The organism is Anaerotruncus rubiinfantis (assembly GCF_900078395.1).
Taxonomy (GTDB): Bacteria; Bacillota; Clostridia; order Oscillospirales; family Ruminococcaceae; genus Anaerotruncus; species Anaerotruncus rubiinfantis.
Genome location: NZ_FKLA01000009.1, coordinates 2,097,621 through 2,120,394 on the forward strand (window position 1 = coordinate 2,097,621; position 22,774 = coordinate 2,120,394).

A 22,774-nucleotide genomic window follows, 5' to 3' on the forward strand; every position below is an offset into this window, starting at 1 on the left:
CTATGGTTTGAACGCCCCTACCAGCAAATCCCCATTTGCTCGTAACGCGCAAAAAACCGCATCGCATTGCGGTAGAACAGCTTTTCAGTGATCCCGTTTCCGAAACGGCGGCAGAGCCTTTCATATAGCTGGGGAATCCATCCCACCGACGCGAGCCATAAAGGCATATCCGCCCCGTCGAAATCGCTGCCGAGCGCGACGGCGTCCTCCCCGCCGAGCAGGAGCATCCGTTCGATATGCGCGGCAAGGCCGTCAAAAGACGGCTCCCCCTCCGGCGCCAGGAACCGGATGTAAAAATTCACCCCAACCAGCCCGCCAAGCTCCACAATCCGCCGGAACTGGTCATCGGTCAGGTTGCGCGGGTGGTCGCAGACGCTGCGCAGGTTCGAATGCGACGCCACAAACGGCCGCCGGGCAAAGTCGGAAAGCTCCCAGAAAGCTTTGTCGCTCAGATGGGAAACGTCCACGATGATTCCCGCGTCCTCCAGCGCCGCCACAGCTTTCCTGCCGAACGGGGTAAACCCCTGCGCCATCGGATCGGCCGCTGTGCCGCCCGCGAGCTCGTTCGCGCCGTTCCAGGTCAGCGTCAGCATCCGCACGCCGCATTCCCGCAGCCGACGCACCCGGGACAGTTCCCCGGCCAGCGCCGATCCGCCCTCGACGGTCAGCACCGCCGCGAGCCTGCCCGCCGCATTCGCCGCAGAAATTTCCCGCACAGTGCGGGCCTGCGCCATCCGATCCGCATGCTTTTGCAGCTGCCGGCAGAAAAAATGAAAGTTGTCCTCATAGTAGTCCACGGCGGCCCGGCCCCGCAGATGGTCGGGCATGAAAATCGCAAAGCACTGGGTCCAGACGGCGCCGGGAAGCCGGTCGATGGAAAGCTGCAGTTCCGCGTTTGCAAGGCCCCTGCCCTGCTGGTTCGCTTCGGTCACTGTATCGCAGTGCAGGTCAAAGAAATACATCCAAATCCCCCGTATCGTACGCGGCAGGCAGGTGCGCGTACCGTACAATCTCAGGCGAATCCGTCCGGCCGGTGACCACTTCAAAGAGGTCGAACCGCGGCAAGACCGCCCCTGTATTGTATATGCCATGGCTTTTCAGATATGCCACCGCGGCCAGCACGATCCGCCGCCGCTGCGCTTTTGTGACGCTTTCGGCGGGCGTTGCAAAGCTGCCCTCCGCACGGGTCTTAACCTCCACGAAAGCAACCACGTCCCCGCGTTTCACGATCAGGTCGATTTCGTGATGTCCATTTCGCCAGTTGCGTTCGAGGATTTCATAGCCGTCCTTTTGCAGGCACGCGCAGGCAAAGTCCTCTCCCAGCGTCCCACGGGCCCGTGTTGTCGCCATTTGCGTCACCCGCTTTGCAGGATTTTCTTGAGGAAGGTTTTCCGGTGCACCGGCGAAATGCCGTACTGTTCGAGCATCTCATAGTGCAGCTTGGTCCCGTAGCCTTTATGTTTCGCGAAACAGTACTGCGGATACTGCTCGTCCAGTTTTTTCATATACCGGTCCCGCGCCACCTTTGCGAGGATCGAAGCGGCCGCGATCGAGGCGCTTTTGCCGTCCCCTTTGACGATCGTCTGGGTGGGAATCTCCAGATGAGGGTCCTGATTTCCGTCCACCAGCGCCAGATCCGGCCGCACCGAAAGGCCCCCAACCGCCCGCCGCATCGCCAGAAGCGACGCCTGCAGGATGTTGAGGGAATCGATTTCGGCCACCGTGGCGGCCGAAATACAGTATGCGGCCGCTTTTTCTCGAATTAGGTCGAAAAGCGCTTCACGCTTTTTTTCGGTGAGCTTTTTGGAATCGTTGACGCCCGCAATCTTCACGCCGCGCGGCAGGATCACCGCCGCCGCGTAAACGTCCCCAGCGAGCGGCCCGCGGCCAGCCTCGTCCACACCGCAAACAGCGGTGAAGCCCTGGTCGTATGCGATCAGCTCATATTCGTACATCTGTCGGACTCCCTTCTTGGAAAGCTTCAGCCTTCCGGGGGCTGTTCCAGGGTGATACGGCCGATCCTGCCGCTGCGAAATTCGTCCAAAACAGTGATTGCGGCGCGTTCGGTGTTGACTTCCCCGCCGGAAATAAGCATCCCGCGTTTGCGGCCAACCAGTTCAAGCAGTCCATATGCGTCAGGCCCGTCCAATTCGCCGTCCTTCAGATTGTAGCGCTGCGAAAGCATCTGCGGGTATTCCTCCCGCAAAAGCCAAAGCAGCCGCATTGCAAGCAGCTCGATATCAAGCACGTCGTCCTTGACCGCGCCGGTGAACGCGAGGCGTTCGCCCACCAGCGGGTCGTCGAATTTCGGCCAGAGCACGCCCGGCATGTCGAGCAGTTCGATGCCGCCCTCGAGCGACACCCACTGCCGGCCACGCGTCACGCCCGGACGGTCCTCCACCTTGGCGCGGCGGGAACCCGCCATCCGGTTGATAAACGAGGACTTTCCCGCGTTCGGCACGCCGACGATCATCATGCGAATCGGCTGGCCAGCCATCCCTTTGGCGGCGCGGCGCTCAAGCAGCTCCGAAAGCGTTTTGCGCACGAGCGGCAGAAAAGCGCCAAGTCCTTTTCCGCTGCGGCAGTCGGCCGCGAGCGCCGGGACGCCCTCGCGCGCATAATATTCGATCCAACGTTTGGTCGCCGCTTCATCCGCGGAATCGCATTTGTTGAGCAGGATGACGCGCGGCTTTTTGCCGACGAGCTTATCGATCTCCGGGTTGCGGCTCGAAGCCGGGATCCGCGCGTCTACCAGTTCCACCACAAGATCGACCAGCTTCAGATCCTTTTCCATCATCCGGCGGGTCTTGGTCATGTGGCCCGGGAACCACTGGATCGAGGGCACCGGGGCCATCGGCTGCATCATCTGGCTATCTTCTTCAAAAGGCATTATTCTCCTCCGTTACTGATGGGTGATCGCGCCCGCGTTTCCAAGCGGGAAGAACCGGAATACGGCCTTGCCCATCACCCGGTGCAGATCGATCATTCCGATGTCTTGCGTGCGGCTGTCCGCCGAATGGTTGCGGTTGTCCCCCAGGACGAACAGGGTCCCCTCCGGCACCTCCACCGGGAATTCCACATCCCGTTCGGTGAGGGTCGGCTCGTTGACATAAGGCTCGTCCAAGACCTTGCCGTTTCGCACCACAACCCCATTTTCAAAGTCGATGTCGATGAGGTCGCCCTCTTTGCCGATCACCCGCTTGATGATCGGCGGCTCGTCGCTCTGCGTGCGGTCGATGACGATGATATCCCCGTACTGCGGATCGGTATATCCGATCTGCTGCAAAATCAGCCGTTCTCCGTCATGCAGCGTGGGCACCATCGACGACCCGGAGACAAACGCGGTTCGCACAAAAAAGGTGAATACAAGCAGGATCAAAATCACCGCGAAAACGCTTGATTCAATCCATTCATAAAGCTCATTCATCGCATTTTTGCGTTTTTCGGAAGCATTGAGCGAATTCTGGATGTCGTAACGGAAATCGTCGGACCCCTCCTGCCGCTCCTGTTCCATATCATTGTCGAGATTCATTCTATTATCACCCTATCTAACGGTTTTTTCCATACAAAAACAAGATATAGTATATCATATCTTTGCCGGCGATACAACCGAGAACCTGTGAACAAACGAAAAACAGGCCGCCCTCTGGCGGCCTGCAAATCTGAGCAATCTATTACCGGATCGACTCTCTGACCTTGGCGGCTTTACCGACGCGGTCACGCAGATAGTAGAGCTTGCTGCGGCGGACACGACCGTTGCGGACCAGCTCAACCTTGTCAATATTGGGGGAATGAACCGGGAAAACCCTCTCCACACCGCAGCCATGGGCCACGCGGCGGACGGTGAAGGTTTCGGAGATGCCGCCGTGTTTTTTGGCGATAACCGTTCCCTCAAAAATCTGAATTCTCTTCTTCTCGCCCTCTTTGACCCAGACGTGAACCTTGACGGTGTCACCGATCTCGACCTTGGGCGGCTCTGCTTTGATGCAGTCGCTGGCAATGTGCTTTAAAGCATCCATCGTGCTTCCTCCTTATTTTTTCAGACATTCATTCCCATAAACTGTATGGCAGAGGACTGTCCGCTTTAATGTTCAACCCGGACCTCCGGATTGGGCACAAAGACCGTTGTGGATATACAACGTTCTTCACATGCTAAAATAGGATACCACAATCGCCTGAAAATTGCAAGCACTTTTTTACATTATTTGCAGATTTCAGCCGTTTCTCAGGCTTTCACGATCAGCGCGGCCAGACTGAGGGTGTCCGTGCCGGTGTTTTCGATGCTGTGCCCCTCCCCAGAGGCGGTGTAGGAGCAGTCTCCCGGGGAAAGGGTCTTTTCCACGCCGTTGTCATTGAGTTTCGCAGTCCCCTGCATAATATAAAAGGTTTCGCTCTCGCCGGTATGCACGTGCCACCCGATCGAACAGCCCGGTTCGAGGGTGATGACACTGAAAAGCCGGCCATGTCCGCAGAATTGCTCCGGTGTGATGAGCTGCCGCAGCTTCACAGAGCCTTTGCCGTCCCGCATATGTTCATTCACGGTGATCTTCTGGTCGTTTGCCTTTGTAACCATTTAAAATCCTCCTTCCATGCCTGTCCATCCCTATACGAAATTCATTCCGTCCCCATCAAGGATTGCGGTCCGTACCACCTGCATCCAATCCGCCTGGTAACCGCCCGCCTGCGCGAACGCATCGAGCACGAGCGACGGATTGATGTTGAGCGTCTCGCCCGCGGCTGTACGCATGGTCATGCGCACAGCGTTTTCCCCCGCCTGCAAACCGCGCACCAAAAAGTGCGGTTTCACGTCAAGGGAACGCTCCCCCTTCTTGGTGCGCTTCACCACCGGGATTTCCGGCCGCGCGCAGAAAGCTTCAAACGCCGTTTTTACGGTTTCGCCGTCCACATGGTCAAACTCCATCGTGATCTCATAGTCCGCCGAGGCGATCACGCCGGGCAGATTCACCGGCGGCTGCGCCCTGCTGGCGCGCAGCCCTTCGGGAAAGACGCCGTTGAGCCTGCTGATGACCTCCTCCATCGGCAGGCACTCGGTCAGACGGAAATCCATCGTTTCACAGACCCCTTCGTAACCAAGCGAAAGCGGCAGCGCGAAGGTCACATAGATGTGCGGATGAAAACCCTGCGTATGCCAGACCGGCAACCTGGAACGCCCCAGCGCGCGGGTGATGCACCGGGTGAGGTCAAGATGGGAAATATATTTGATCCGCCCGCGCTTTTCGAAAAAGACGCGCACCGGATAGAAAGTCCCTCCGTTACCCAAAGCAGGCACCTCCCAGCAGTTTATTCGCGCCGCATCCCGAGCAGTGATTGCGACAGTGCGGCGTGGTCGTATCGCAGTGGGCCAGCTTGTTCTCCCGGACGAGGTATGCCTTGCTCACCCCATAATCGAGATGGTCCCACGGCATCACCTCGTCGTAGGAACGGGTCCGGTTCGCATAGAACGCATAGTCCACGCCGCAGACTTCGGCAGCGTCCTCCCAGCGTTCCATCGAGAAGTAATCGGTCCAGCCGTCAAGCTTCGAGCCGCTTCGCCAGGCGTATTCGACCACCGGGCCAAGCCGCCGGTCGCCGCGTGCGAGCGCGGCCTCGAGAAAACTGGTCGGGCTGTCGTGATATTTGACCGATATCTTTTTGCTCTTCACCGTTTCGAGCAGGATCTTCTGCTTACGGCGGAGCATTTCGGTCGTATCCTGCGGCTCGAATTCAAATGGCGTGAAAGGTTTCGGCACAAAACAGGCGACCGAAACGGTCACATTCACGCCCTTGCCTTTTGGCTTTTCCGGCATATGGTAGAATTCGTCCACCACCTTCTGTGCCAGATGGATGATCCCCGCGACATCTTCGTCGGTCTCGGTCGGCAGCCCCAGCATGAAGTAGAGCTTCACATTCGTGTAACCGCCCAAAAACGCCGTCCGGCAGGTGCGCAGGACCTCTTCCTCGGTGACATTTTTGTTGATGACGTCCCGCAGCCGCTGGGTGCCGGCCTCAGGCGCAAAAGTCAGCGACGACTTGCGCACGCCGGCGATCCGGTCCATCAGCTCCTTCGAGAAGTTGTCGACCCGCAGCGACGGCAGCGCGATGTTCACCGCATCCGGCTCGGTCCAGGTAAGCATCTTATTGAGCAGCGGCTCGAGCGTCGAAAGGTCGCTTGTCGAAAGCGAGGTGAGCGAAACTTCATCGTAGCCGGTGTTATTGCAGAGATCGTGGGCGTTTTTATCGAGCGTTTCCGGGCTTTTTTCCCGGAACGGCCGGTAAATAAATCCCGCCTGGCAAAACCGGCAGCCGCGGATGCAGCCGCGCAGCACTTCCACCATCGCGCGGTCGTGCACCGCTTCCGTGAACGGCACAACAAAATTTTCCGGATAATAGACCTTGTCCAGGTCCTTGATGATCCGCTTGTGCACGACGGCGGGCGCACCGTCCTTTGGCGTGACCGCTTCAATCGTACCGTCGGCATGATAGGAAACGTCGTAGAGCGACGGGACGTAGATGCCCTCCACCTGCGCCGCGCGGCGCAAAAATTCCGTCTTGGTGCAGCCTTCGGCCTTGCAGGCCTTATAGAGATCGATCAGTTCCAGATTGACCTCCTCGCCTTCGCCCAGGATAAACAGATCGATGAAGTCCGCGATCGGTTCCGGATTGCAGGCACAAGGGCCGCCCGCGACCACCACCGGCCAAAGATTTTTCCGATCCTTTGCGCGCACCTCCAGTCCCGCGAGGTCGAGCATGTTGAGGATCGCGGTGAAACTCAGCTCATATTGCAGGGTAAAGCCAATAAGATCGAACTCGGTGATCGCATCAAGGCTTTCCAAGCCGAAAAGCGGGATTTCATTCTCCCGCATGATCTTTTCAAAATCCGCGTCCGGCGCAAACACCCGCTCGCACCAGCAGTCCTCCCGCTCGTTCTGCAAGGCGTAGAGGATTTTCATCCCGAGGTGCGACATGCCGACCTCGTAAAGATCCGGAAAGCAGAAAGCAAACCGCACATCCACCTTGGTCGGGTCTTTCACAATGCTTCCAAGCTCTCCGCCAATGTAGCGCGCCGGTTTCTGCACCTGCAAAAGTACCCGTTCGAGCGCCTTTTTCACATTCTTCAAATTCTTTACTTCCTCCCATGCGTCCAATAACGAATCTATTCTACAATAGAATAACCCGTTTTGCAAGGAAGTTTATTCCCGCAACAGGGTGAGCGCAAGATATCCCGCTGTAAACAGCAGCGTATAGTTTCCAGCGGGCAGCAACAGGAACGCCGCCCCAAAAAGCGGTGTCAGCAGCAAAAAACCGATCCATTTTCGGACAAGGTCGGCATGATCGGGTGAAAGGCGGCGCAAAAGCAGCAGCCGCAGCAGCTGGCCTCCGTCAAGCCTGCCGACCGGAAGAAGATTAAAGATGATGAGCGCCAGATTGGAAAGCGCAAACAGGTTCCAGCCGCCCCACGGCAACGCCAACAGCAGAGCGAGGGCATTTGTCAGCACACCGCCCAGATAGACGGCGGCCTCGCTCCCGTAGCCGAGCATCCCGCGCTTTTGCAGCCGCACGCCGAACGGGCAGAATTCCATCGCATCGATTTTCGCGCCGGTCAGCTTCATCATGAGGATATGCCCGCCCTCGTGCAGCAGCACAGCCGCGATTGCTGGGACGCCGATTCCGGTGCGGTCAAAGAGCATATAGAGCGCGACCACCGCAAAAAAACCAAAAGAAAATGAAAAGCGGGCGCCGCCGAACTTAAATTCCATCGGCCCGCATCCCGTCAAGTACCCATGCCGGATCATAATAGGTGCCGTCCTTACTGATTTCAAAGTGAACGTGCGGCCCGGTCGAGATACCGGTGCTGCCAACTGTCGCCACCAGTTCGCCCTGCCGCAGGTTTGCGTCCTGCGGCGCGATGATCAATTCGCAGTGACAGTAGGTAGTGGTAAGCCCGTCCCCGTGATCAAGCGTGATGAAGTTCCCGTAAATCTGTGATGACCCAATCTCCGCCACACGCCCCGGCAACGCCGCACGGATCGCCGTTCCCTGTGCAGCCGCGATGTCCACGCCGCGATGAAAATCGTCCGAATCGGTGATCGGGTGCGTCCGGTAACCAAAAGCGGAGGTCACTTTCCCGCCCGCCGGCGGGTCGACCCGCGCGGAAACCAGAATCGGTTCATCCGCACAGCTTTCGGGAGGCTGACGCGTCCCGGTTTCTTCCGGCACACCCATCCAGCCGCCCATCCCCTCCAGTTCTGCTCCAGGCTGCATCGACTCAGTTTCCTCCTGCTGCGGGCGCTTTGCAAGCAGGCCGCTGATCATCTTTCCCGCCGCATCGGCTGCGGCGTCGCGCAGCTGACCGTATTCATACGGGATTGCCGGCAGCGTCACATTGGTGGGGATCTCCACCTCCTGCGCGGTAATCAGCTGCTGGTACTGGCGTGTGAGTTCCGCCAGAAACGGCGGATTCGCGTCCACCGTCACATAGGAAAGCAGTACCAGCAGTGCGCAAAACGCAAGCTGTGCCGTCAGGACGAAAAGATTCGGATCGCGCTGTTCTTCCCTGCGCGTACTATGCAGATCCGGATACCTGCGCGCAGATGCTTTATTGGCCCGCCGCCTTGTCATCATTTTTCCCGCTCCTTTGCAGATAGACTTCTTAAGACAAGTCTATGCGGCAGCGGGTGAGGAATATGCGGGCGGTTTTGGGGCAAGTTAGAGCCGTCCGCAGCGCCAGCATCCCTAAAGGATCTTCCGTAAAATAGAACGAAGCGGCCGGGAACAAAGGTTCCCGGCCGCTTCGTCCTATTGTATGATCAGTTCTTCGATTTGATGTAAGCGTCGATCGACTCAGCCGCGGTTTTGCCTGCGCCCATCGCCAGAATGACTGTCGCCGCGCCGGTGACCGCGTCTCCGCCGGCGAAAACACCTTCCTTGGTGGTCGCTCCGGCATCGTCCGCCACAAGGCAGCCATGCCGGTTTGCTTCCAGGCCGGTAGTGGTCGAACGGATCAGCGGATTCGGGCTGGTTCCGATCGCCATGATCACCGTGTCAACATCGAGTACGAAATTGCTGCCCTCAACCGGCAGCGGACGGCGGCGTCCGGAGGCGTCCGGCTCGCCGAGCTGCATCTCCAGGCATTCGATGCCGTTCACGCGTCCGTCCTCCCCGCCCAGAATTTTGACCGGGTTATTGAGGAGCTTGAAGATAATGCCTTCCTCTTTCGCATGATGGACCTCTTCGGCACGAGCCGGGAGTTCCTCCATCGAGCGGCGGTAGACGATATAGACCGTTTCGGCGCCCATACGTTTGGCGCAGCGGGCCGCGTCCATTGCAACGTTTCCACCGCCGACAACCACGACTGCCTTCGACTTGGCAATCGGGGTGTCGTAGCCTTCCCGGTAAGCTTTCATCAGGTTGATGCGGGTGAGGTATTCGTTCGCGGAATAGACGCCCAGCAGATCCTCGCCCGGGATATTCATAAAGCTTGGCAGGCCCGCGCCGGAGCCGATAAAGACCGCCTCATAGCCCGCTTCGAACAGCTCGTCGACCGAGTCGACCTTGCCGATGACCATGTCCGGTTCGATGTCGACGCCCATCTGCACAAGTTTGCCGACTTCCTTGGCCACAATTTCCTTCGGGAGACGGAACTGCGGGATACCGTAAACAAGCACGCCGCCAGGGGTCTGCAGCGCCTCAAAAATTGAGACCTGATACCCCATCTTCGCGAGGTCGCCCGCACAGGTAAGTCCCGCCGGGCCCGCGCCGACCACAGCCACCCTATGGCCGTTCGACACCGGCTTTTCCACCTTATCGGAACCGTTTTCCATCTGCCAGTCAGCGACAAATCGCTCCAGCCGGCCGATCGCAACCGGTTCTCCCTTGATACCGCGCACACATTTTCCTTCGCACTGGTTCTCCTGCGGGCAGACACGTCCACAGATCGCGGGCAGGGCGTTTGTCAGCGCAATCTCATCGTAAGCGCCCTGGAAATCGCCCGCGGCGACCTTGGCAATGAATTCCGGGATATGTACGTTGACCGGGCAGCCGGACACGCACGGCTGGTTTTTGCAGTGCAGGCAGCGGGCAGCCTCCTCCATCGCCATCTCAGCGGTATAGCCAAGCGCGACCTCTTCAAAGTTTTTATTGCGGACATTCGGTTCCTGCTCCGGCATTGGAACCTTTTTCAAAGACATATTAGGCATTGCGTTTTCCTCCCGTTAAGCGGCATACATGCTCTCGATCCTGCGCTTCCCGCTCTTTATAGAACGCGTTGCGCTTCATCAGTTCATCGAAGTCGACCTGGTGCCCGTCAAAGTCCGGCCCATCCACGCAGGCGAACTTCATCTGGCCGCCGACCTTGACGCGGCAGCCGCCGCACATACCGGTTCCATCGACCATGATCGGATTTAAGGATACGAGCGTTTTGACGCCGTACGGTTTGGTGGTCGCCGCCACAAACTTCATCATGATAATCGGCCCGATGGCGATGACCTCATCGTATTTGTTGCCCGCGTCGAGCAGTTCCTTCAGCTTGTTGGTGACAAGCCCTTTTTCCCCATAGGTGCCGTCGTCGGTCATCATATAGAGATTGTCGCTGACCGCGTTCATCTCGTCCTCGAGGATGACAATATCCTTGGAACGGAAACCGGCGATCATATCGACCTGGATGCCCGCGTTGTGCAGCGCCTTCGCCTGCGGATAGGCAATTGCGTTGCCCACGCCGCCGCCGATAACGCAGACGCGCTTGGCCTGGGGATCAATGTGAGTTGGGACGCCGAGCGGTCCGACGAAATCGAGGATGCTGTCGCCTTCTTCCAGGTTGTCAAGCAGCCTGGTGGAAGCGCCGACGATCTGGAAGATGATCGTCACGGTGCCTTCCTCACGGTCGTAGTCAGCAATGGTCAGCGGAACCCGCTCCCCCTGCTCGTCCACGCGGAAGATGATGAACTGGCCCGCCTTTGCTTTCTTCGCAATGTGCGGCGCCTGCACCTTCATGAGCGTCACCGAGTCGTTCAGCCTTCGCTTTTGCACAATTTTATACATGCTCTCACTCCTATTTCAGGCCACGGATTGCGCGGCGCTTCTGTATAAAAACTAAATAAAAATTTATTACCAATTAATAAATTTTTATTACCGCTAACAATTATATCAATTTTTCACGCAACATGCAACTCAAAAATATAACAAACCTTTCAAAGATTTTTCGAAAGGTTTGTTAATTTTGCGTCAATCATTTGTTATTGGGAAATTTTTTTTATTTTGTTACAGTAATCTTGAATTTATAGTAAACATCTTTGTCCAAATACGACCGTCCGATCAGGTAAGCGGTTCCCGCCTTCTTGCCGTAAACCTTCACAATATTCTCATCGTCGGTTTCGTAGAGTTCCAGAATACTGCTGCTGCTGACCTCCCACTTGACGCCTGGGTCTTCGCAGTTGAGCGGATAGACGGTGCCCTTATATTCCTTCCGGTTCCCGACCTTGAGGTTCGAATCGCCCTCAATCTTCACCGACTTGGGCATCACACCGTCTTTCGGATCCGGCTCGTCCTCATCGTCGTCCTTGCTGCTGGAACCGGAATTTTTGCCGTTTCCGACCGTAATCTTAAAGCTCGCGCTCTTTTTCCCGTCGTCGTAGGCTGTCGCAGTGATGGTGGCGGTGCCGTTTTTTCTGCCCTCGACCTTACAGGACGAATCGGTTGTCGTGTTTGAGCCGATGTACGCCACATCCGGGTTGCTCGACTTCCACTTGACGCCGGTGTCCTCCGCGTTCCACGGGGTGACCGTCGCGGTGAGTTCGATGCGGGAACCAACCGCGACATGGTCGTCTCCATCGATCACAATCTTGGTGATCAGCCCGCCGGAGGTGTTCGCCTTGCCGACCGTAACTTCGCATTCGGCTGTGTAATCGCCGTCCTTGGTGGTGACGGTGATGTAAGCGGTACCTTTTGAAACGCCAGTCACCTTTCCATTTGAATCGACCTTTGCGGTATCCTTGTCATCCGATTCCCATTTGAGGTTCTTGTTGGAGGCATTGGAGGGCCTGACCGTCGCGGAAAGCTGGTAAGTCTGTCCCACGCCGATTTCGATCTCCTCCTTGTTGAGCTTCACGCCGGTCACGTCTCCGCCGCCGGAGGCTTCCTCGACGTTCACTTCGCACTCAACCGATTCACCGTCTCTGGTTTCCGCGGTGATATAGGCGATACCGCCGCCCACCGCAGTCACCTTACCAGACGAAGACACCGTCGCGACGTCCTCGTCGTCCGATTCCCAGCTCACACTGGCAGTTTTTCCGCCGATCGTGGCTTTGAGGGTATAGGTATCATCCACTTCGAGGTCGAGCGATTTCCTATTGAGGGTCAGCTCATCGGCATCCTCATCTTCGTCTTCGTCGTCCTCTTCATCTTCCTCATCTTCGTCGCCATTGTCGGTGCCTCCGCCTGAGTTGGTGCCGCCGAGGTAACTGTTGATCCCATTGGCAATTCCCTGTGCGATACGGTTTTGATACTTCGAGGCGATCATCTTGGTGTACTCGCTCTCGTTCGAAAGGAACCCGAGCTCGGCCAGCACACAGGCAAACTGCGACTGCCTGGTCATGTAGTAAAGCCCCGACTTTGCGCCGCGGTTCTCGGTCGAAAGCGCCGAAGCGACATTGGAAGAGATATTCGCTGCAAGCTGCTTCTGGAACGGGTAAAAATAGTAGACCTCGGTGCCCTTGGCCTTTGAATTGGCAGAAGTATTGCAGTGAACGCTCACCAGCACCTGCGGGTTAAACGCGGCGGCCGAAGCCATCCGGGAAGCCATCGTCGTGCCCGGCGTGAGCTGCAGGACGTTCGCGCCGCGGCTCTTGAGCTCAGCTGTGAGCTTCTTGGCAACCTCAAGGTTGATATCCGCTTCATCCTTGTCCGGATAGAATCCGAGCGCGCCCGGATCGTTGCCGCCGTGTCCGGGATCGACCACGATGCGCGCGCCGGAGAGCGCACCGGGAGAATTGTTGAAGCGCAGGACCAGTTTGTTCTGATCGTCATAGTAGGCCTTGTAGCCCAGGAAACCGCCGGTTTTCTTGAGATTCAGGGTCAGCTTCGAGCCGGACCAGTCGGCTGATGTGAACAGCGCGTTCGATTTGCCGAAGGTTTCCGACTGCGGGACAGTGGCGGTGTATTGGAAGTCGAACACCAGCTTGTTCCCATCGTACGCGACGGTAAACGGCATCTTACTGGCAGTCGTGAGGGTGACGGTCGTGTAGTCGCCCGACGATTTGACGCTCATGTTCGAGATGGAATTGTTGTCCGGCATCTGGCCGCCGGTCGTGATGTCCTTCGAATAGACCCGCACGCCGCTCTCGAGCTTCCAGTAACTGTAGGTATTTTTGCCGTTTTTATAGATAACCTCGTCTCCGTAGGTCTTATCCACCGTGCCTTTGGGCAGCGGGAAATAGTTCGCGCTGGAGTTGTCGTTCAGGGTGTTGGTTGGGAAGGTCTCGGCCTGATCTGCCACCACCTGCACCACGACGCCGTCGCCCATCTTCGCCTTTTTATTGACCGTGACCGCAGCGCCTTCGAGCGTCTTTTTATGCCCGTCCGCACTTACCGCCGTGAACGAAATGGTGCCCATTTTCGTCGCGGATTCGGAAGCGTTGGGCGCGGTGAACACACCGGTGTAGAGCTTGTAGCCGGAATCCCGGTCGGTCTCGTCGTCCTCGGTGTCCGAAACAGACAAAGTCACGTTCTGTCCGCCGATCGAGGCTGTGACGGTCGAACCCTCGTACGCAAGCGCGCTGACCGTGACCGCCATGCCGCCGTCCACATTCAGGCTGCCAACCGGCTGCACCTCCTTGAGGACGATGATCTCGCGGGTGATATTGTAGGTGAAGGTCTTGTTCTTGTGCGAAATGGCAAAGGTATTTAGCCCTTCCTTCAAATCCTCCCGGATAGTGAAGTAGCCGCTCTCATTGCGCGGAACGTCCTCCCCGTTGATCGTGACCGGCTCGCGCGGGTCGCTCGCGCCCTGGAAGGTCACAGTCGGCTCCTGCGTCTTATAGGTGAGCTGCGCGGGCTTGCTGATCGACAGCTGCTGCAAAACGTAAGTCTCGTCGATCTGGTTATTCATGTACTGAATCATCTGGGTGGTGGTGCCGCCGCTGTCGGCGCGCAGCGCTTTGAGGGAATTGAATACGCTGCCCTGCCCAACACCCATGTTCTCAAGGTCGATAAGCTGTTTTGAAAGCTGCTCCATGACCTGCCAGCCGTAGGATTCCACGCCGAGCTTTTCGTTCGCGTGCAGCGTGTACAGGGTGGTGCCGGACGTTCCGGCCACATTCGACCACCATTGCGCAACCGTGCGGAACGGTGCTTTGGGGTCGGTAGTGGAATCGAGGTTCCTGAGCAGCACAAAATCGAACATACCGCTTTCCACCCAGGCTTTGGTATCCGCGTTCCCGCTGCCGAGCGCGGTGAAATCCGCCGATGTTTCGGAGCCGTCCGCATTTGCGGTATTGTTTTCCCACACCGCGTCGGCCAGAAGCCCCACCTGGGTACCCGGCGCATGCTCCCGGACCGAAGCGGCTGCCGCCGCGACCATGGCGCGCGGGACCTGGCGGAGATAGTTATAATAACCGATGCCGCCGCCTGCCCGCAGGTACTGGGCGTAACTGTCCGCGGCGGCGGTGTTGTAGTAGTTGCTCAGCAGGATGCCGTCAAATTTGTACTTCTCGGCGAACTCCCCGATGTTGTCGATAATCTCGTCGAGCGTGTCGCCGTCCGCGCTGGCCGCGCGGCGGTAGCTGCCATCCTCATTGGCAAGGTCGCTCACATCGTAGGTCGCATAGACATAAAAGCCCATGTCTTTGGCTTTGGTTGTTATGTAATCGGTGCAGTCGAGCTCGGATTCCTTCATCTGCAGGGCGGAGGAATCAAACAGCACGCTGTTTTCATACTTGGTATCGATGATGATGCTGTTCATCGTCAGGTCCTTCGCCGCGGCGAGTGCCTGGTCGATCTGCGACGCCAGCGTCGCCTTCGAAACGTCGTCGCCGGTCAGGTAGTCCCGTCCCGCCACCAGCATAACGCCTTTCATCTCATCCGGAACGTTGAAGTAAACCGGCTCATCCGTGGGTTCTTCTTCCGGTTCTTCTTCCTCTTTTTGCTCGGAGGATTCGTCGCCAAAGCTGCTGTCCGGCTCTGAGGACTCGTCCTGAGGTTCGCTTTCGTCCTCGTCCGCCGAAGCCATCGCTTCCACATCCGAGGAGGACGGCTTGTCCGCGCCGGAAAAATAATCTTTCCCAACAAAAGCCAAAACGCCCGTCAGCAGCGTCACCACAAGAAACGCGGCCACCAGGACGATCGTGATTTTATTCGGGTTTGGGGCTTTTTTTGCCACGCGGTTTCCTCCCCGGCGCCGGAAAACCCGACGCGTTCATTTTGTCAGGGCGCGCGGAGAATTTTCCGCGCGCCCGCCGGATCAAAACAGGTTTTGCAGGTTCTGGCATTCAGCTTCGATCTGCGCGCCGCCCTGCCCGAACAGCGAATCGTAGCTATAGACCGCGATCCCGCCGTAATGCGAATTCTGACGCGCGGTTTTGACCATCCGCGCGAGCAGGTCGGTGGTGCCGATCCACTCATTTTTGCCGGCTCCGGCCCATTCGTCAACCACGCCGACCTTATAGCCCGCCAAACCGACATAAAGCCGGACCCCGTCCGTCTTGATCATCCCGTTCCATTTGGCGACCGTTTCTTCATATGGACAGGTATCATTCTGGTAGCCGTAGTAAACCTGCGGCAGGATATAATCGACATAACCGGGATTCGCGAGCCATTTGCCCACGTCGGCAAACTGGCTTTCGTAATTGATCTTGGTGTTGCCCTGCGGGCTGATGCCGAAAATGCAGTCCGGGTCAAGCTCCTTGACCGCCGCGTAGACCTCCCGCACCAGGGTGTTGACGTTTTCCCTTCTCCAGTCGGCATGGCCCAGCTTACTGCCCGATTTCTGATAGGAGGCCCGGTCGAAGGAAAGATCGCTGGTCGGATAGAAATAGTCGTCGAAGTGGATGCCATCCACATCGTAATTTTTCACAATTTCCTTTACACCGTTTACAATCAGCTTGCGCGCGTCGGCGCTTCCGGGATTGTAGTAGACCCCGCCGTTCCAGGAAAGCGCCGCGTCATTACCCGCGTTCAGCCATTTCTTCGCCTGGTTGGAGGAAGCCATCTCAGGCGTCGCCGAAACCCGCACCCGGTAAGGATTGAGCCACGCCTCGATACGCAGGTCATATTTGTCCGCCGCCGCGCACATCACCGCGAGCGGATCGTAACCCGGATTCTTCCCCTCGGTGCCAGTGATGCGGGCCGACCAAGGGAAATAATCAGAATCATAATAAGCGTCACCAAATGGACGCACCTGCGCGAACACAGTGTTGAATCCGAAGTCCGCGATCTTTTGGAAAGCGGCGTCGATATTCGCGGTGAACTGCGCCTCATTTTGGCCCTTGATCATCGCGTCGAGGTTCAGATAGGAAAGCCATACCCCACGCATTTCATCCGGTTGGTTGTCGGGAGTCTGCTGCGCCGCATCCGCGGAGGCGGAAAGCTGCACCAGCTCACCCGGCAGCCGCTCGTCCAAAGCGGACGGGACCTCCACGCCATAGACGGTCTTGGAGTTTGTCCGGGTCAGATAGACGTCCTCCCGCGTGTCATTTCTATCGGACGGTTCCCCGCTTGTCCGCTGGCAGCCCGCCGCGCCGGCAAGCAGGAATACCGACAGTATAACAGATAAAATCCTCTTCATAAAATTTTCCCTTTCTGCGTGAAAACTCATCTTCATATTACACGTTTCGACGATTTTAGTCAATCGTTTTGGACAATCTTATCCGCCGGGAATTGACTTTTTCAACTTTTGGTATAAACTAAAGAAAAAGGCCTTCGGAGGTTTCCATGTTCTTTATAGGTATATTCGGTTCCGATTCCAAAGTAGTACCGGTCGGGCAGATTTCCGGCGTGGTTTGTCCCGTCTGCGGCAAGACCGTCTCAATGAGCGTCTGCCGCAGTTACAGTTACATCCATTTTTTCTTCATCCCGGTTATCAAATACCATTCGGTCTACATTGCCACCTGCCCGCAATGCGCGAGCGTTTTCGAGCTGTCTGCCGAAACCGGCAAGCAGATCCAGCACGGCGGCCTTGCAGAGGCCCGGCCCGGCGACTTGAAACTGCTGCGCAGCAACCTCGTTCCGCGCTGCCCGGCCTGTGGCGCGGCCCAGTCGGAGGACAGCCTCTTTTGCAATAAGTGCGGCGCAAAGCTCTGATTGCTGCCGGAAAACGACAAAAACCGCCCTGCCAAAGATTGGCAGGGCGGTTTTCCTTTTTATTTTTTCGTTTCCGCCTGTCCGTCCACAATTCCCTCGCAGACCCGGCGCAGATAGTTAGAGCCGCTCGAAAGCGCCAGCACAACCGCCAGCGAGTGCGATGCGCTGGAAAAGTCCCCATCCGCGCCGATCCAGCCCAGCAGAAGCGCCGGAAGCTGCTCACGCAGCTTTTCCTTGAGCCGCAGCGATTCGCTGTAGGCCGCCTCGAAATCCGCAGGTTCCGACACATTTTGCATCAGCACGCGGATGTCCGCAAGCGAAAGGTTCTGTTTGAGGTTCAGGATACAGAGCAGCTGCATGAGCTGCGCGCGGGAATACTTTTTACCTTTGACGGGTAAAATAAGGCGTTCCTTGCTGTAGTTATTCACCATTGTTTTTGTCAGCAGCTTGTCGTCCGGACGACGCTTGTTTGCAGCAAGCCCCTCATCGAACAGGGTAAGGATCTGATCCATATAGAGATCAAGTCCCGGCAGGCGGGCGGGCGTCAAATCCGCGTCGTCCAACGCTTTTTCCAGATAATTTTCCAGCTTTTTCATGCGAACACCTCTTTTTCCAGATAGGTCTATTCTATAACAGATTGTGAACTTTTGCAAGATACGGTTGTATTTTCTTTTTTATGTGATATTATAATTATATAAAGTAGTTTTTAACTCTATATTATAGACTGGAAGTGATCTTATGCCGCGTATTTTCCTGCGTGCCCGCGATCCGATCAGCAGCTATTCGCATTTTATTGGCGCGGGGCTTTCGCTCGTCGGGCTGATTGTGATGGCTGTCCATCTCGCGCTGAAACCAGCCCCCACCCCGCAGCTCGTCATATCCTGCCTGCTTTTCTGCCTTTCGCTGATCGCGCTTTACTGTGCCAGCGGAATCTATCATTTTTCGATGGCCTCTGAAAAGGTGCTCCTCGTCCTGCGCAAGCTGGACCATGCCATGATCTATGTTCTGATCGCCGGAACCTATACCCCGCTGCTGCTCAACCTGCTGCCTAAACCCGGCAATGTGATCTTCACCACGGTGATGTGGGGGATCGCCGCCGCGGGCATTGGGATGAAACTATTGTGGATGAATGCTCCGCGCTGGCTTGGCACCACGCTCTACATCCTCATGGGATGGGCAATTGTCGTCGACCTGCCCGCCCTTGGACAACTCCCCGTTTTCGGGATTGTCCTGCTGGTTGCCGGCGGCCTTTCCTATACAGCCGGCGGGATTATCTACATGGTGAAACATCCAAATTTTTCCGACCGCTTCGGGTTTCATGAGTTCTTCCATCTGTTTGTCATTCTAGGCAGCCTCTGCCACTATTTTATGGTGCTGCTTTACATCGCATAGTTGCGCAAAACATCCGGTTATGATATCCTTTTCCTGTAACTTTCGCGGAAAGGGGCGGATTGTTTGGATTGGAAGCTGAGTTTCGGTTCGGTAGGGCTGATTGCGCTGATCCTTACGGGAGGGCTCGTCTGGTACAATATTCAGAACGCCCCACGGGAGGTGCCGCCAAGCATTTCCTTTTCCGAACCCGCTGTGATCAATCCATATCCGGAATTGGAAGGCGTCCACATCAATATCAACCGCGCCACTGTCGAGGAGCTGCAGCAGCTTCCCGGAATCGGCGAAACAAAGGCGCAGGCGATTTACGATTATGTACAGGCCTGCGGCGGGATCAAAAGTTTCCGTCAGCTGCTCGATGTCGAGGGTATCGGCGAAAAGACGCTGCGGAATATCCAACCGTATCTGACCATTTCCCCTCCCGATAAAAAAGGGCAGCCATAAAATATGGCTGCCCTTTTTTATCGGATTTTCGCCTATTCGCCGGAAACTTTGCCGCTTCCTTCATTTTTTGAGGTCGTCCTTTAACTTCTTAACCCCCCGCCTCACCGTTTCCATTTTTGAAACATGCTCCTGTCCGCTGTAGCTGTCGATAATGCTTTTGCATTCGTCATCGAACTTTATCGTCATCTGGTGCGGTTTGGGGTTGTCGGTTGGACGGCCCATTTTTTTCGTTCCCAATTTATCACCCCACTTTGGAACTTCCAAAGTATATCACATAAGAAATTCTAAAGTCAAGTGTATTTTGAATAAATTAAGATAACAAAAACGGACGCTTCGTCAGAAGCGTCCGCTTTTGTTGGAGCGGGTTACGAGGTTCGAACTCGCTTCCCCACCCCACAAAAGCTGCGCTTTCGCGGGGACCCCGAACCTCCGAATAAAAAATCGGTGGAGGCAGCGAGTTCTTCGCAAAATGCAAAAGAACGTCTCTTCCGAGACGTTCTTTTTGTTGGAGCGGGTTACGAGGTTCGAACTCGCTACCTCCACCTTGGCAAGGTGGCGCTCTACCAAATGAGCTAAACCCGCGAATGGTGCCTTCGGTCGGAATCGAACCAACGACACGAGGATTTTCAGTCCTCTGCTCTACCAACTGAGCTACAAAGGCACATCTGCAATGCCCAGCAGAGGCGGAAAAAGAAAATGGCGACCCGGATGGGGCTCGAACCCACGACCTCTAGCGTGACAGGCTAGCGTTCTAACCAACTGAACTACCGGGCCACATATGGTGGGAACTACAGGGCTCGAACCTGTGACCCCCTGCTTGTAAGGCAGGTGCTCTCCCAGCTGAGCTAAGCTCCCAAAACTCTGCCGGTGGAGTCACCCACAAGCGACGAAAATTATTATACTATGTCGGATTTAAAATGTCAACCCATTTTTTTGCCAAAAACGAGAAAAATTTATCCCGCTCGCGCAAGTCCGCGCAACCGGCTCATCCATCCCTTTTGACAACAATTTTAGGATGAACCATCCTGATAATTTTATGCACGCGGTAAAAACTATAAAAACAGGGAGGTGAGCGATATGCTCGAAAAAAATAAATTTATCAACCCGAACCGAAAATCGAAAAAGGTCCTTCATGGAAACTACGCGCGGATCGATCCAAATGCCGAGATCACGAGCGCGTTCATCAACCAGGCAATCAGCCAGGTGGATGGTTCTGCCGACGGCGTCCCACACACAAGCGAACAGAATGTGGCCCATACGCGCGACTGGGTCAGCGAAAGCAAAAAATGAAACCCAAACCGGGCCTGTCCAGCTGGACAGGCCCGGTTTTTATCACAGGAAGCATTCCACTTCTTTGCGCGCTTTATACATTGTTTCCAGCAACAGCCTGATTTTGTTCGCATTGAAATCCCGCGCTTTTGCCGGGCAGATCCTGACGCAGCGCATGCAGGAAATGCACTTTGCCTCGTCGATCGCAAGCGTCTCGGGATCGATCGCCCCAGTCGGACAGCCCGCCGCGCAGGTACCGCAGCGGCTGCAGCGGGAATCATCCAAAGTCATCTCCTTTTGGGCCGGGAATTTCTTTTTCGGATTTTCGTCTCCCGGAAACTTTGCGGGAGAAAAATCTCCCTTCGCCAGCTTTTCCCGTACCTTCTGCGCGTACCGGTCAAACGCCTCCATATCGGCGGCGTCCGGCCTTCCACTTCCCAGCTTCTCTGAATAAATATGCGGGATAATACAGGCAATCCCACCGATACAGCGAAATCCCCGCGCTTCCAGGAGGCGTTTCATCTGCGCGAGCGCATCGTCGTAATGCCGGTTGCCATAGGCCGCCATAACGACGCAGGGTGTCCCCTCCCCTTTCAGGTTTTCCAGCAATCCGTCCACCGGCGGAATCTGTCCGGAATAAACCGGGCAGGCGGCAAGCAGCAAATCTTCTCCGCCAAAGGCATATTGCTGTTCCCGGCCCGCCGGGGTTGTCAGATCGATCATCTCCGCGTCCATGTCCAGTTTCTTTGCAAGCAGCCCAACCGCCCGCTTTGTTCCGCCTGTCGGGCTGAAAAAGGCCGCTTTCACCTGAAAATTCGTCATCTTGACCGCTCCTTCCAAAATACTTCTTTTTTCATTGTAACGCAAACCCGTCCAAAAAGCAAAAAGCCCGATGCGAAAACGCATCGGGCCCTCCGGAAAGCCTTATTTTTTCTTGCGTCCCTCGAACTCCTTGTTCGCAAGCACCACCACGCCGGTAAGCGCGAGCAGGCCCAAAAGGTTCGGGATGACCATGAGGCCGTTGAACATATCCGACATATCCCATACAAGCTTGACTTTGAGGGTGGAACCGACAATCACGAAGAGCACGACCAGCGCCGCGTAGATCTTGACCGCCTTATTGCCGAACAAGTATTTGACGTTCTGTTCCCCAAAGAAGTACCAGCCAATGATGGTGGAAAATGCGAAGAACAGCAGGCAGATTGCAATGAATACATTGCCAAGATGCCCATAGAAACTGGTGAACGCACTCTGCGCAAGTTCGACGCCGTCAAGGCCGTTATTGAACACGCCGGTGATAACCACAACCAGCGCGGTCATCGTCAAAACGACAAATGTGTCGATAAAGACGCCCATCATCGCAACCAAACCCTGTTCGCAGGGATGGTCGACCTTCGCCATCGCATGCGCATGCGGGGTGGAACCCATACCGGCCTCATTCGAGAAGAGTCCGCGCGCCACGCCGTAACGGACGGCCGTTTTCACAGTGATGCCAACCGCGCCGCCCATAACCGCCTGCGGGTCAAACGCGCCGATAAAAATCTGCGCAAACGCATGGCCGATATTTCTGAAATTGGCAAGGATGATGATGAGCGAACCGAGCACATAGAAAACCGCCATGATCGGGACAATCTTCTCGGTGACCGAAGCGATGCGCTTCACGCCGCCGAGGAAGATGAATCCCGCAACAACCGCGACAATCACGCCGACCAGCAGTTTGTTGACGCCGAAAGCCGATTCAAACGCCACACCGATCGAGTTTGACTGCACCATATTTCCCATGAACCCAAGCGCAAAGATGATGAGCACCGAAAAGGTAGCTGCAAGGATCTTTCCAAAGGTACCTTTAAACGCTGCTTTTATGTAGTAGACCGGGCCGCCGGTTACATGGCCGTCAATGCGGGTTTTATACTTCTGGGCAAGGGTCGCCTCACCGTAGATGGTGGCCATGCCGAAGAAAGCCGACAACCACATCCAAAAGATCGCGCCAGGTCCGCCCGAAGCGATCGCAGTCGCCGCGCCTGCGATATTTCCGGTTCCCACCTGCGCCGCGACCGCTGTCGCAAGCGACTGGAACGAGCTCATCCCCTCATGATCTGCTTTTGCGCCGCGCAGCTTGATATTTCCGAACACCGCCTTGAACGCCTGCGGGAATTTACGGATCTGCACAAATCTGAGCCGGATGGTAAACCAGATTCCGGTTCCGCACAGCAAAAACAGCAGTGCGAAATCCCACAAAAAGTGGTTTACATTCTTTACGATCTCTGCCACAAAATCCAAAACACAACACTCCTATGCATCATTTTGCGCAACCGTCCGCCATTGGCGCACAGTTGTACATGCAACTTGTATATGATAGCATAAAAAGTCTTGTTGCACAAGT

23 protein-coding genes and 4 tRNA genes are annotated in these 22,774 nt (G+C 56.2%); 4 read left to right on the plus strand and 23 right to left on the minus strand.

The genetic code is table 11. The features are described 5' to 3' along the window. Positions 1–17 precede the first annotated feature (17 nt). The 15 genes from BN4275_RS15535 to BN4275_RS15605 form a co-directional block, all read right to left on the minus strand. Entirely contained in the window at positions 18–962 is a 945-nt protein-coding gene (locus tag BN4275_RS15535) for a dipeptidase (protein WP_066459924.1), read from the minus strand. Then, complete coding sequence (locus BN4275_RS15540; protein ID WP_066459925.1) at positions 949–1,350, minus strand: YraN family protein; 402 nt, start codon at positions 1,348–1,350, stop codon at positions 949–951. The genes BN4275_RS15535 and BN4275_RS15540 overlap by 14 nt, the downstream gene beginning before the upstream one ends. Before the next feature lie 5 nt (positions 1,351–1,355). Further along, the gene (locus tag BN4275_RS15545; RefSeq protein WP_066459932.1) at positions 1,356–1,955 is read right to left on the minus strand and encodes a ribonuclease HII; all 600 of its coding nucleotides are present in this window, start codon (positions 1,953–1,955) and stop codon (positions 1,356–1,358) included. A 26-nt stretch (positions 1,956–1,981) separates the two neighbouring features. Then, positions 1,982–2,854 carry a ribosome biogenesis GTPase YlqF gene (ylqF, locus tag BN4275_RS15550; protein WP_066460518.1) on the minus strand — a complete coding sequence of 291 codons (873 nt, stop codon included), beginning with the start codon at positions 2,852–2,854 and terminating at the stop codon, positions 1,982–1,984. Between the two features lie 48 nt (positions 2,855–2,902). Then, positions 2,903–3,532: a signal peptidase I gene (lepB, locus tag BN4275_RS15555; RefSeq protein WP_079988318.1), complete on the minus strand. Its 630-nt coding sequence runs from the start codon at positions 3,530–3,532 to the stop codon at positions 2,903–2,905. A gap of 142 nt (positions 3,533–3,674) precedes the next feature. Then, positions 3,675–4,019, minus strand: a complete 345-nt coding sequence (rplS, locus tag BN4275_RS15560; RefSeq protein ID WP_066459934.1) for a 50S ribosomal protein L19 — start codon at positions 4,017–4,019, stop codon at positions 3,675–3,677. A 206-nt stretch (positions 4,020–4,225) separates the two neighbouring features. Then, positions 4,226–4,573, minus strand: coding sequence for a cupin domain-containing protein (locus BN4275_RS15565; RefSeq protein ID WP_066459936.1), 348 nt, complete (start codon positions 4,571–4,573; stop codon positions 4,226–4,228). 30 nt (positions 4,574–4,603) lie between these two features. Further along, the gene (locus BN4275_RS15570; protein WP_161940210.1) at positions 4,604–5,281 is read right to left on the minus strand and encodes a TIGR03936 family radical SAM-associated protein; all 678 of its coding nucleotides are present in this window, start codon (positions 5,279–5,281) and stop codon (positions 4,604–4,606) included. Further along, a complete protein-coding gene (locus tag BN4275_RS15575; protein WP_066459939.1) occupies positions 5,274–7,118 on the minus strand; it encodes a TIGR03960 family B12-binding radical SAM protein in 1,845 nt (614 codons plus the stop codon). Before BN4275_RS15575 ends, BN4275_RS15570 begins: the two co-directional genes overlap by 8 nt. A gap of 72 nt (positions 7,119–7,190) precedes the next feature. After that, positions 7,191–7,757, minus strand: a complete 567-nt coding sequence (locus BN4275_RS15580; RefSeq protein WP_066459941.1) for a site-2 protease family protein — start codon at positions 7,755–7,757, stop codon at positions 7,191–7,193. Continuing rightward, complete coding sequence (locus BN4275_RS15585; protein WP_066459943.1) at positions 7,747–8,622, minus strand: M23 family metallopeptidase; 876 nt, start codon at positions 8,620–8,622, stop codon at positions 7,747–7,749. The genes BN4275_RS15580 and BN4275_RS15585 overlap by 11 nt, the downstream gene beginning before the upstream one ends. A gap of 185 nt (positions 8,623–8,807) precedes the next feature. Further along, a complete protein-coding gene (gene gltA, locus BN4275_RS15590) occupies positions 8,808–10,196 on the minus strand; it encodes an NADPH-dependent glutamate synthase (RefSeq protein WP_066459945.1) in 1,389 nt (462 codons plus the stop codon). Continuing rightward, a complete protein-coding gene (locus BN4275_RS15595) occupies positions 10,189–11,037 on the minus strand; it encodes a sulfide/dihydroorotate dehydrogenase-like FAD/NAD-binding protein (RefSeq protein ID WP_066459947.1) in 849 nt (282 codons plus the stop codon). Before BN4275_RS15595 ends, gltA begins: the two co-directional genes overlap by 8 nt. Positions 11,038–11,248: 211 nt before the next feature. Next, entirely contained in the window at positions 11,249–15,370 is a 4,122-nt protein-coding gene (locus BN4275_RS15600; protein ID WP_066459949.1) for an N-acetylmuramoyl-L-alanine amidase, read from the minus strand. A gap of 81 nt (positions 15,371–15,451) precedes the next feature. Beyond that, complete coding sequence (locus BN4275_RS15605; RefSeq protein WP_066459951.1) at positions 15,452–16,774, minus strand: glycoside hydrolase family 10-like protein; 1,323 nt, start codon at positions 16,772–16,774, stop codon at positions 15,452–15,454. 146 nt (positions 16,775–16,920) lie between these two features. Here BN4275_RS15605 and BN4275_RS15610 point away from each other — a divergent pair, with 146 nt between their 5' ends. Further along, complete coding sequence (locus BN4275_RS15610; protein ID WP_066459954.1) at positions 16,921–17,289, plus strand: zinc ribbon domain-containing protein; 369 nt, start codon at positions 16,921–16,923, stop codon at positions 17,287–17,289. A 59-nt stretch (positions 17,290–17,348) separates the two neighbouring features. On the opposite strand, the gene BN4275_RS15615 is transcribed toward BN4275_RS15610, so the two are convergent. Continuing rightward, positions 17,349–17,885 carry a DUF1836 domain-containing protein gene (locus BN4275_RS15615; RefSeq protein ID WP_066459956.1) on the minus strand — a complete coding sequence of 179 codons (537 nt, stop codon included), beginning with the start codon at positions 17,883–17,885 and terminating at the stop codon, positions 17,349–17,351. A 142-nt stretch (positions 17,886–18,027) separates the two neighbouring features. On the opposite strand from BN4275_RS15615, the gene trhA reads away from it, so the two are divergent. Together trhA and BN4275_RS15625 are read left to right on the plus strand one after the other, a co-directional pair. Beyond that, on the plus strand, positions 18,028–18,681 hold the full coding sequence (trhA, locus tag BN4275_RS15620; RefSeq protein ID WP_066459957.1) for a PAQR family membrane homeostasis protein TrhA: 654 nt from the start codon (positions 18,028–18,030) through the stop codon (positions 18,679–18,681). Positions 18,682–18,744: 63 nt separating this feature from the next. After that, entirely contained in the window at positions 18,745–19,122 is a 378-nt protein-coding gene (locus BN4275_RS15625; RefSeq protein ID WP_066459958.1) for a ComEA family DNA-binding protein, read from the plus strand. Between the two features lie 60 nt (positions 19,123–19,182). Here the strand turns inward: BN4275_RS15625 and BN4275_RS17595 are convergent, their stop codons facing one another. The 5 genes from BN4275_RS17595 to BN4275_RS15645 form a co-directional block, all read right to left on the minus strand. Then, positions 19,183–19,359: a hypothetical protein gene (locus BN4275_RS17595; protein WP_195376549.1), complete on the minus strand. Its 177-nt coding sequence runs from the start codon at positions 19,357–19,359 to the stop codon at positions 19,183–19,185. 269 nt (positions 19,360–19,628) lie between these two features. Continuing rightward, a tRNA-Gly gene (locus tag BN4275_RS15630) sits at positions 19,629–19,704 on the minus strand. 3 nt (positions 19,705–19,707) lie between these two features. Continuing rightward, positions 19,708–19,783: transfer RNA gene (locus BN4275_RS15635), tRNA-Phe, on the minus strand. 36 nt (positions 19,784–19,819) lie between these two features. Further along, a tRNA-Asp gene (locus tag BN4275_RS15640) sits at positions 19,820–19,896 on the minus strand. A gap of 5 nt (positions 19,897–19,901) precedes the next feature. Further along, a tRNA-Val gene (locus BN4275_RS15645) sits at positions 19,902–19,977 on the minus strand. A gap of 222 nt (positions 19,978–20,199) precedes the next feature. Here BN4275_RS15645 and BN4275_RS15650 point away from each other — a divergent pair. Further along, complete coding sequence (locus BN4275_RS15650) at positions 20,200–20,412, plus strand: hypothetical protein (RefSeq protein WP_066459959.1); 213 nt, start codon at positions 20,200–20,202, stop codon at positions 20,410–20,412. Positions 20,413–20,454: 42 nt separating this feature from the next. On the opposite strand, the gene BN4275_RS15655 is transcribed toward BN4275_RS15650, so the two are convergent. Both BN4275_RS15655 and BN4275_RS15660 read right to left on the minus strand, forming a co-directional pair. After that, on the minus strand, positions 20,455–21,213 hold the full coding sequence (locus tag BN4275_RS15655; RefSeq protein ID WP_161940211.1) for a 4Fe-4S binding protein: 759 nt from the start codon (positions 21,211–21,213) through the stop codon (positions 20,455–20,457). Positions 21,214–21,315: 102 nt separating this feature from the next. Then, positions 21,316–22,671 carry an alanine/glycine:cation symporter family protein gene (locus BN4275_RS15660; protein WP_066459961.1) on the minus strand — a complete coding sequence of 452 codons (1,356 nt, stop codon included), beginning with the start codon at positions 22,669–22,671 and terminating at the stop codon, positions 21,316–21,318. Positions 22,672–22,774: the final 103 nt, after the last annotated feature.

Excerpts from the sequence above, each read along its gene's own strand:
- BN4275_RS15535 (WP_066459924.1), bottom strand. The coding sequence starts at position 962 with ATGTATTTCTTTGACCTGCACTGCGATACAGTGACCGAAGCGAACCAG.
- BN4275_RS15540 (WP_066459925.1), bottom strand. The coding sequence starts at position 1,350 with ATGGCGACAACACGGGCCCGTGGGACGCTGGGAGAGGACTTTGCCTGC.
- BN4275_RS15545 (WP_066459932.1), bottom strand. The coding sequence starts at position 1,955 with ATGTACGAATATGAGCTGATCGCATACGACCAGGGCTTCACCGCTGTT.
- ylqF (WP_066460518.1), bottom strand. The coding sequence starts at position 2,854 with ATGGCCCCGGTGCCCTCGATCCAGTGGTTCCCGGGCCACATGACCAAG.
- lepB (WP_079988318.1), bottom strand. The coding sequence starts at position 3,532 with ATGAATCTCGACAATGATATGGAACAGGAGCGGCAGGAGGGGTCCGAC.
- rplS (WP_066459934.1), bottom strand. The coding sequence starts at position 4,019 with ATGGATGCTTTAAAGCACATTGCCAGCGACTGCATCAAAGCAGAGCCG.
- BN4275_RS15565 (WP_066459936.1), bottom strand. The coding sequence starts at position 4,573 with ATGGTTACAAAGGCAAACGACCAGAAGATCACCGTGAATGAACATATG.
- BN4275_RS15580 (WP_066459941.1), bottom strand. The coding sequence starts at position 7,757 with ATGGAATTTAAGTTCGGCGGCGCCCGCTTTTCATTTTCTTTTGGTTTT.
- BN4275_RS15585 (WP_066459943.1), bottom strand. The coding sequence starts at position 8,622 with ATGATGACAAGGCGGCGGGCCAATAAAGCATCTGCGCGCAGGTATCCG.
- gltA (WP_066459945.1), bottom strand. The coding sequence starts at position 10,196 with ATGCCTAATATGTCTTTGAAAAAGGTTCCAATGCCGGAGCAGGAACCG.
- BN4275_RS15595 (WP_066459947.1), bottom strand. The coding sequence starts at position 11,037 with ATGTATAAAATTGTGCAAAAGCGAAGGCTGAACGACTCGGTGACGCTC.
- BN4275_RS15605 (WP_066459951.1), bottom strand. The coding sequence starts at position 16,774 with ATGAAGAGGATTTTATCTGTTATACTGTCGGTATTCCTGCTTGCCGGC.
- BN4275_RS15610 (WP_066459954.1), top strand. The coding sequence starts at position 16,921 with ATGTTCTTTATAGGTATATTCGGTTCCGATTCCAAAGTAGTACCGGTC.
- BN4275_RS15615 (WP_066459956.1), bottom strand. The coding sequence starts at position 17,885 with ATGAAAAAGCTGGAAAATTATCTGGAAAAAGCGTTGGACGACGCGGAT.
- trhA (WP_066459957.1), top strand. The coding sequence starts at position 18,028 with ATGCCGCGTATTTTCCTGCGTGCCCGCGATCCGATCAGCAGCTATTCG.
- BN4275_RS15650 (WP_066459959.1), top strand. The coding sequence starts at position 20,200 with ATGCTCGAAAAAAATAAATTTATCAACCCGAACCGAAAATCGAAAAAG.
- BN4275_RS15655 (WP_161940211.1), bottom strand. The coding sequence starts at position 21,213 with ATGACGAATTTTCAGGTGAAAGCGGCCTTTTTCAGCCCGACAGGCGGA.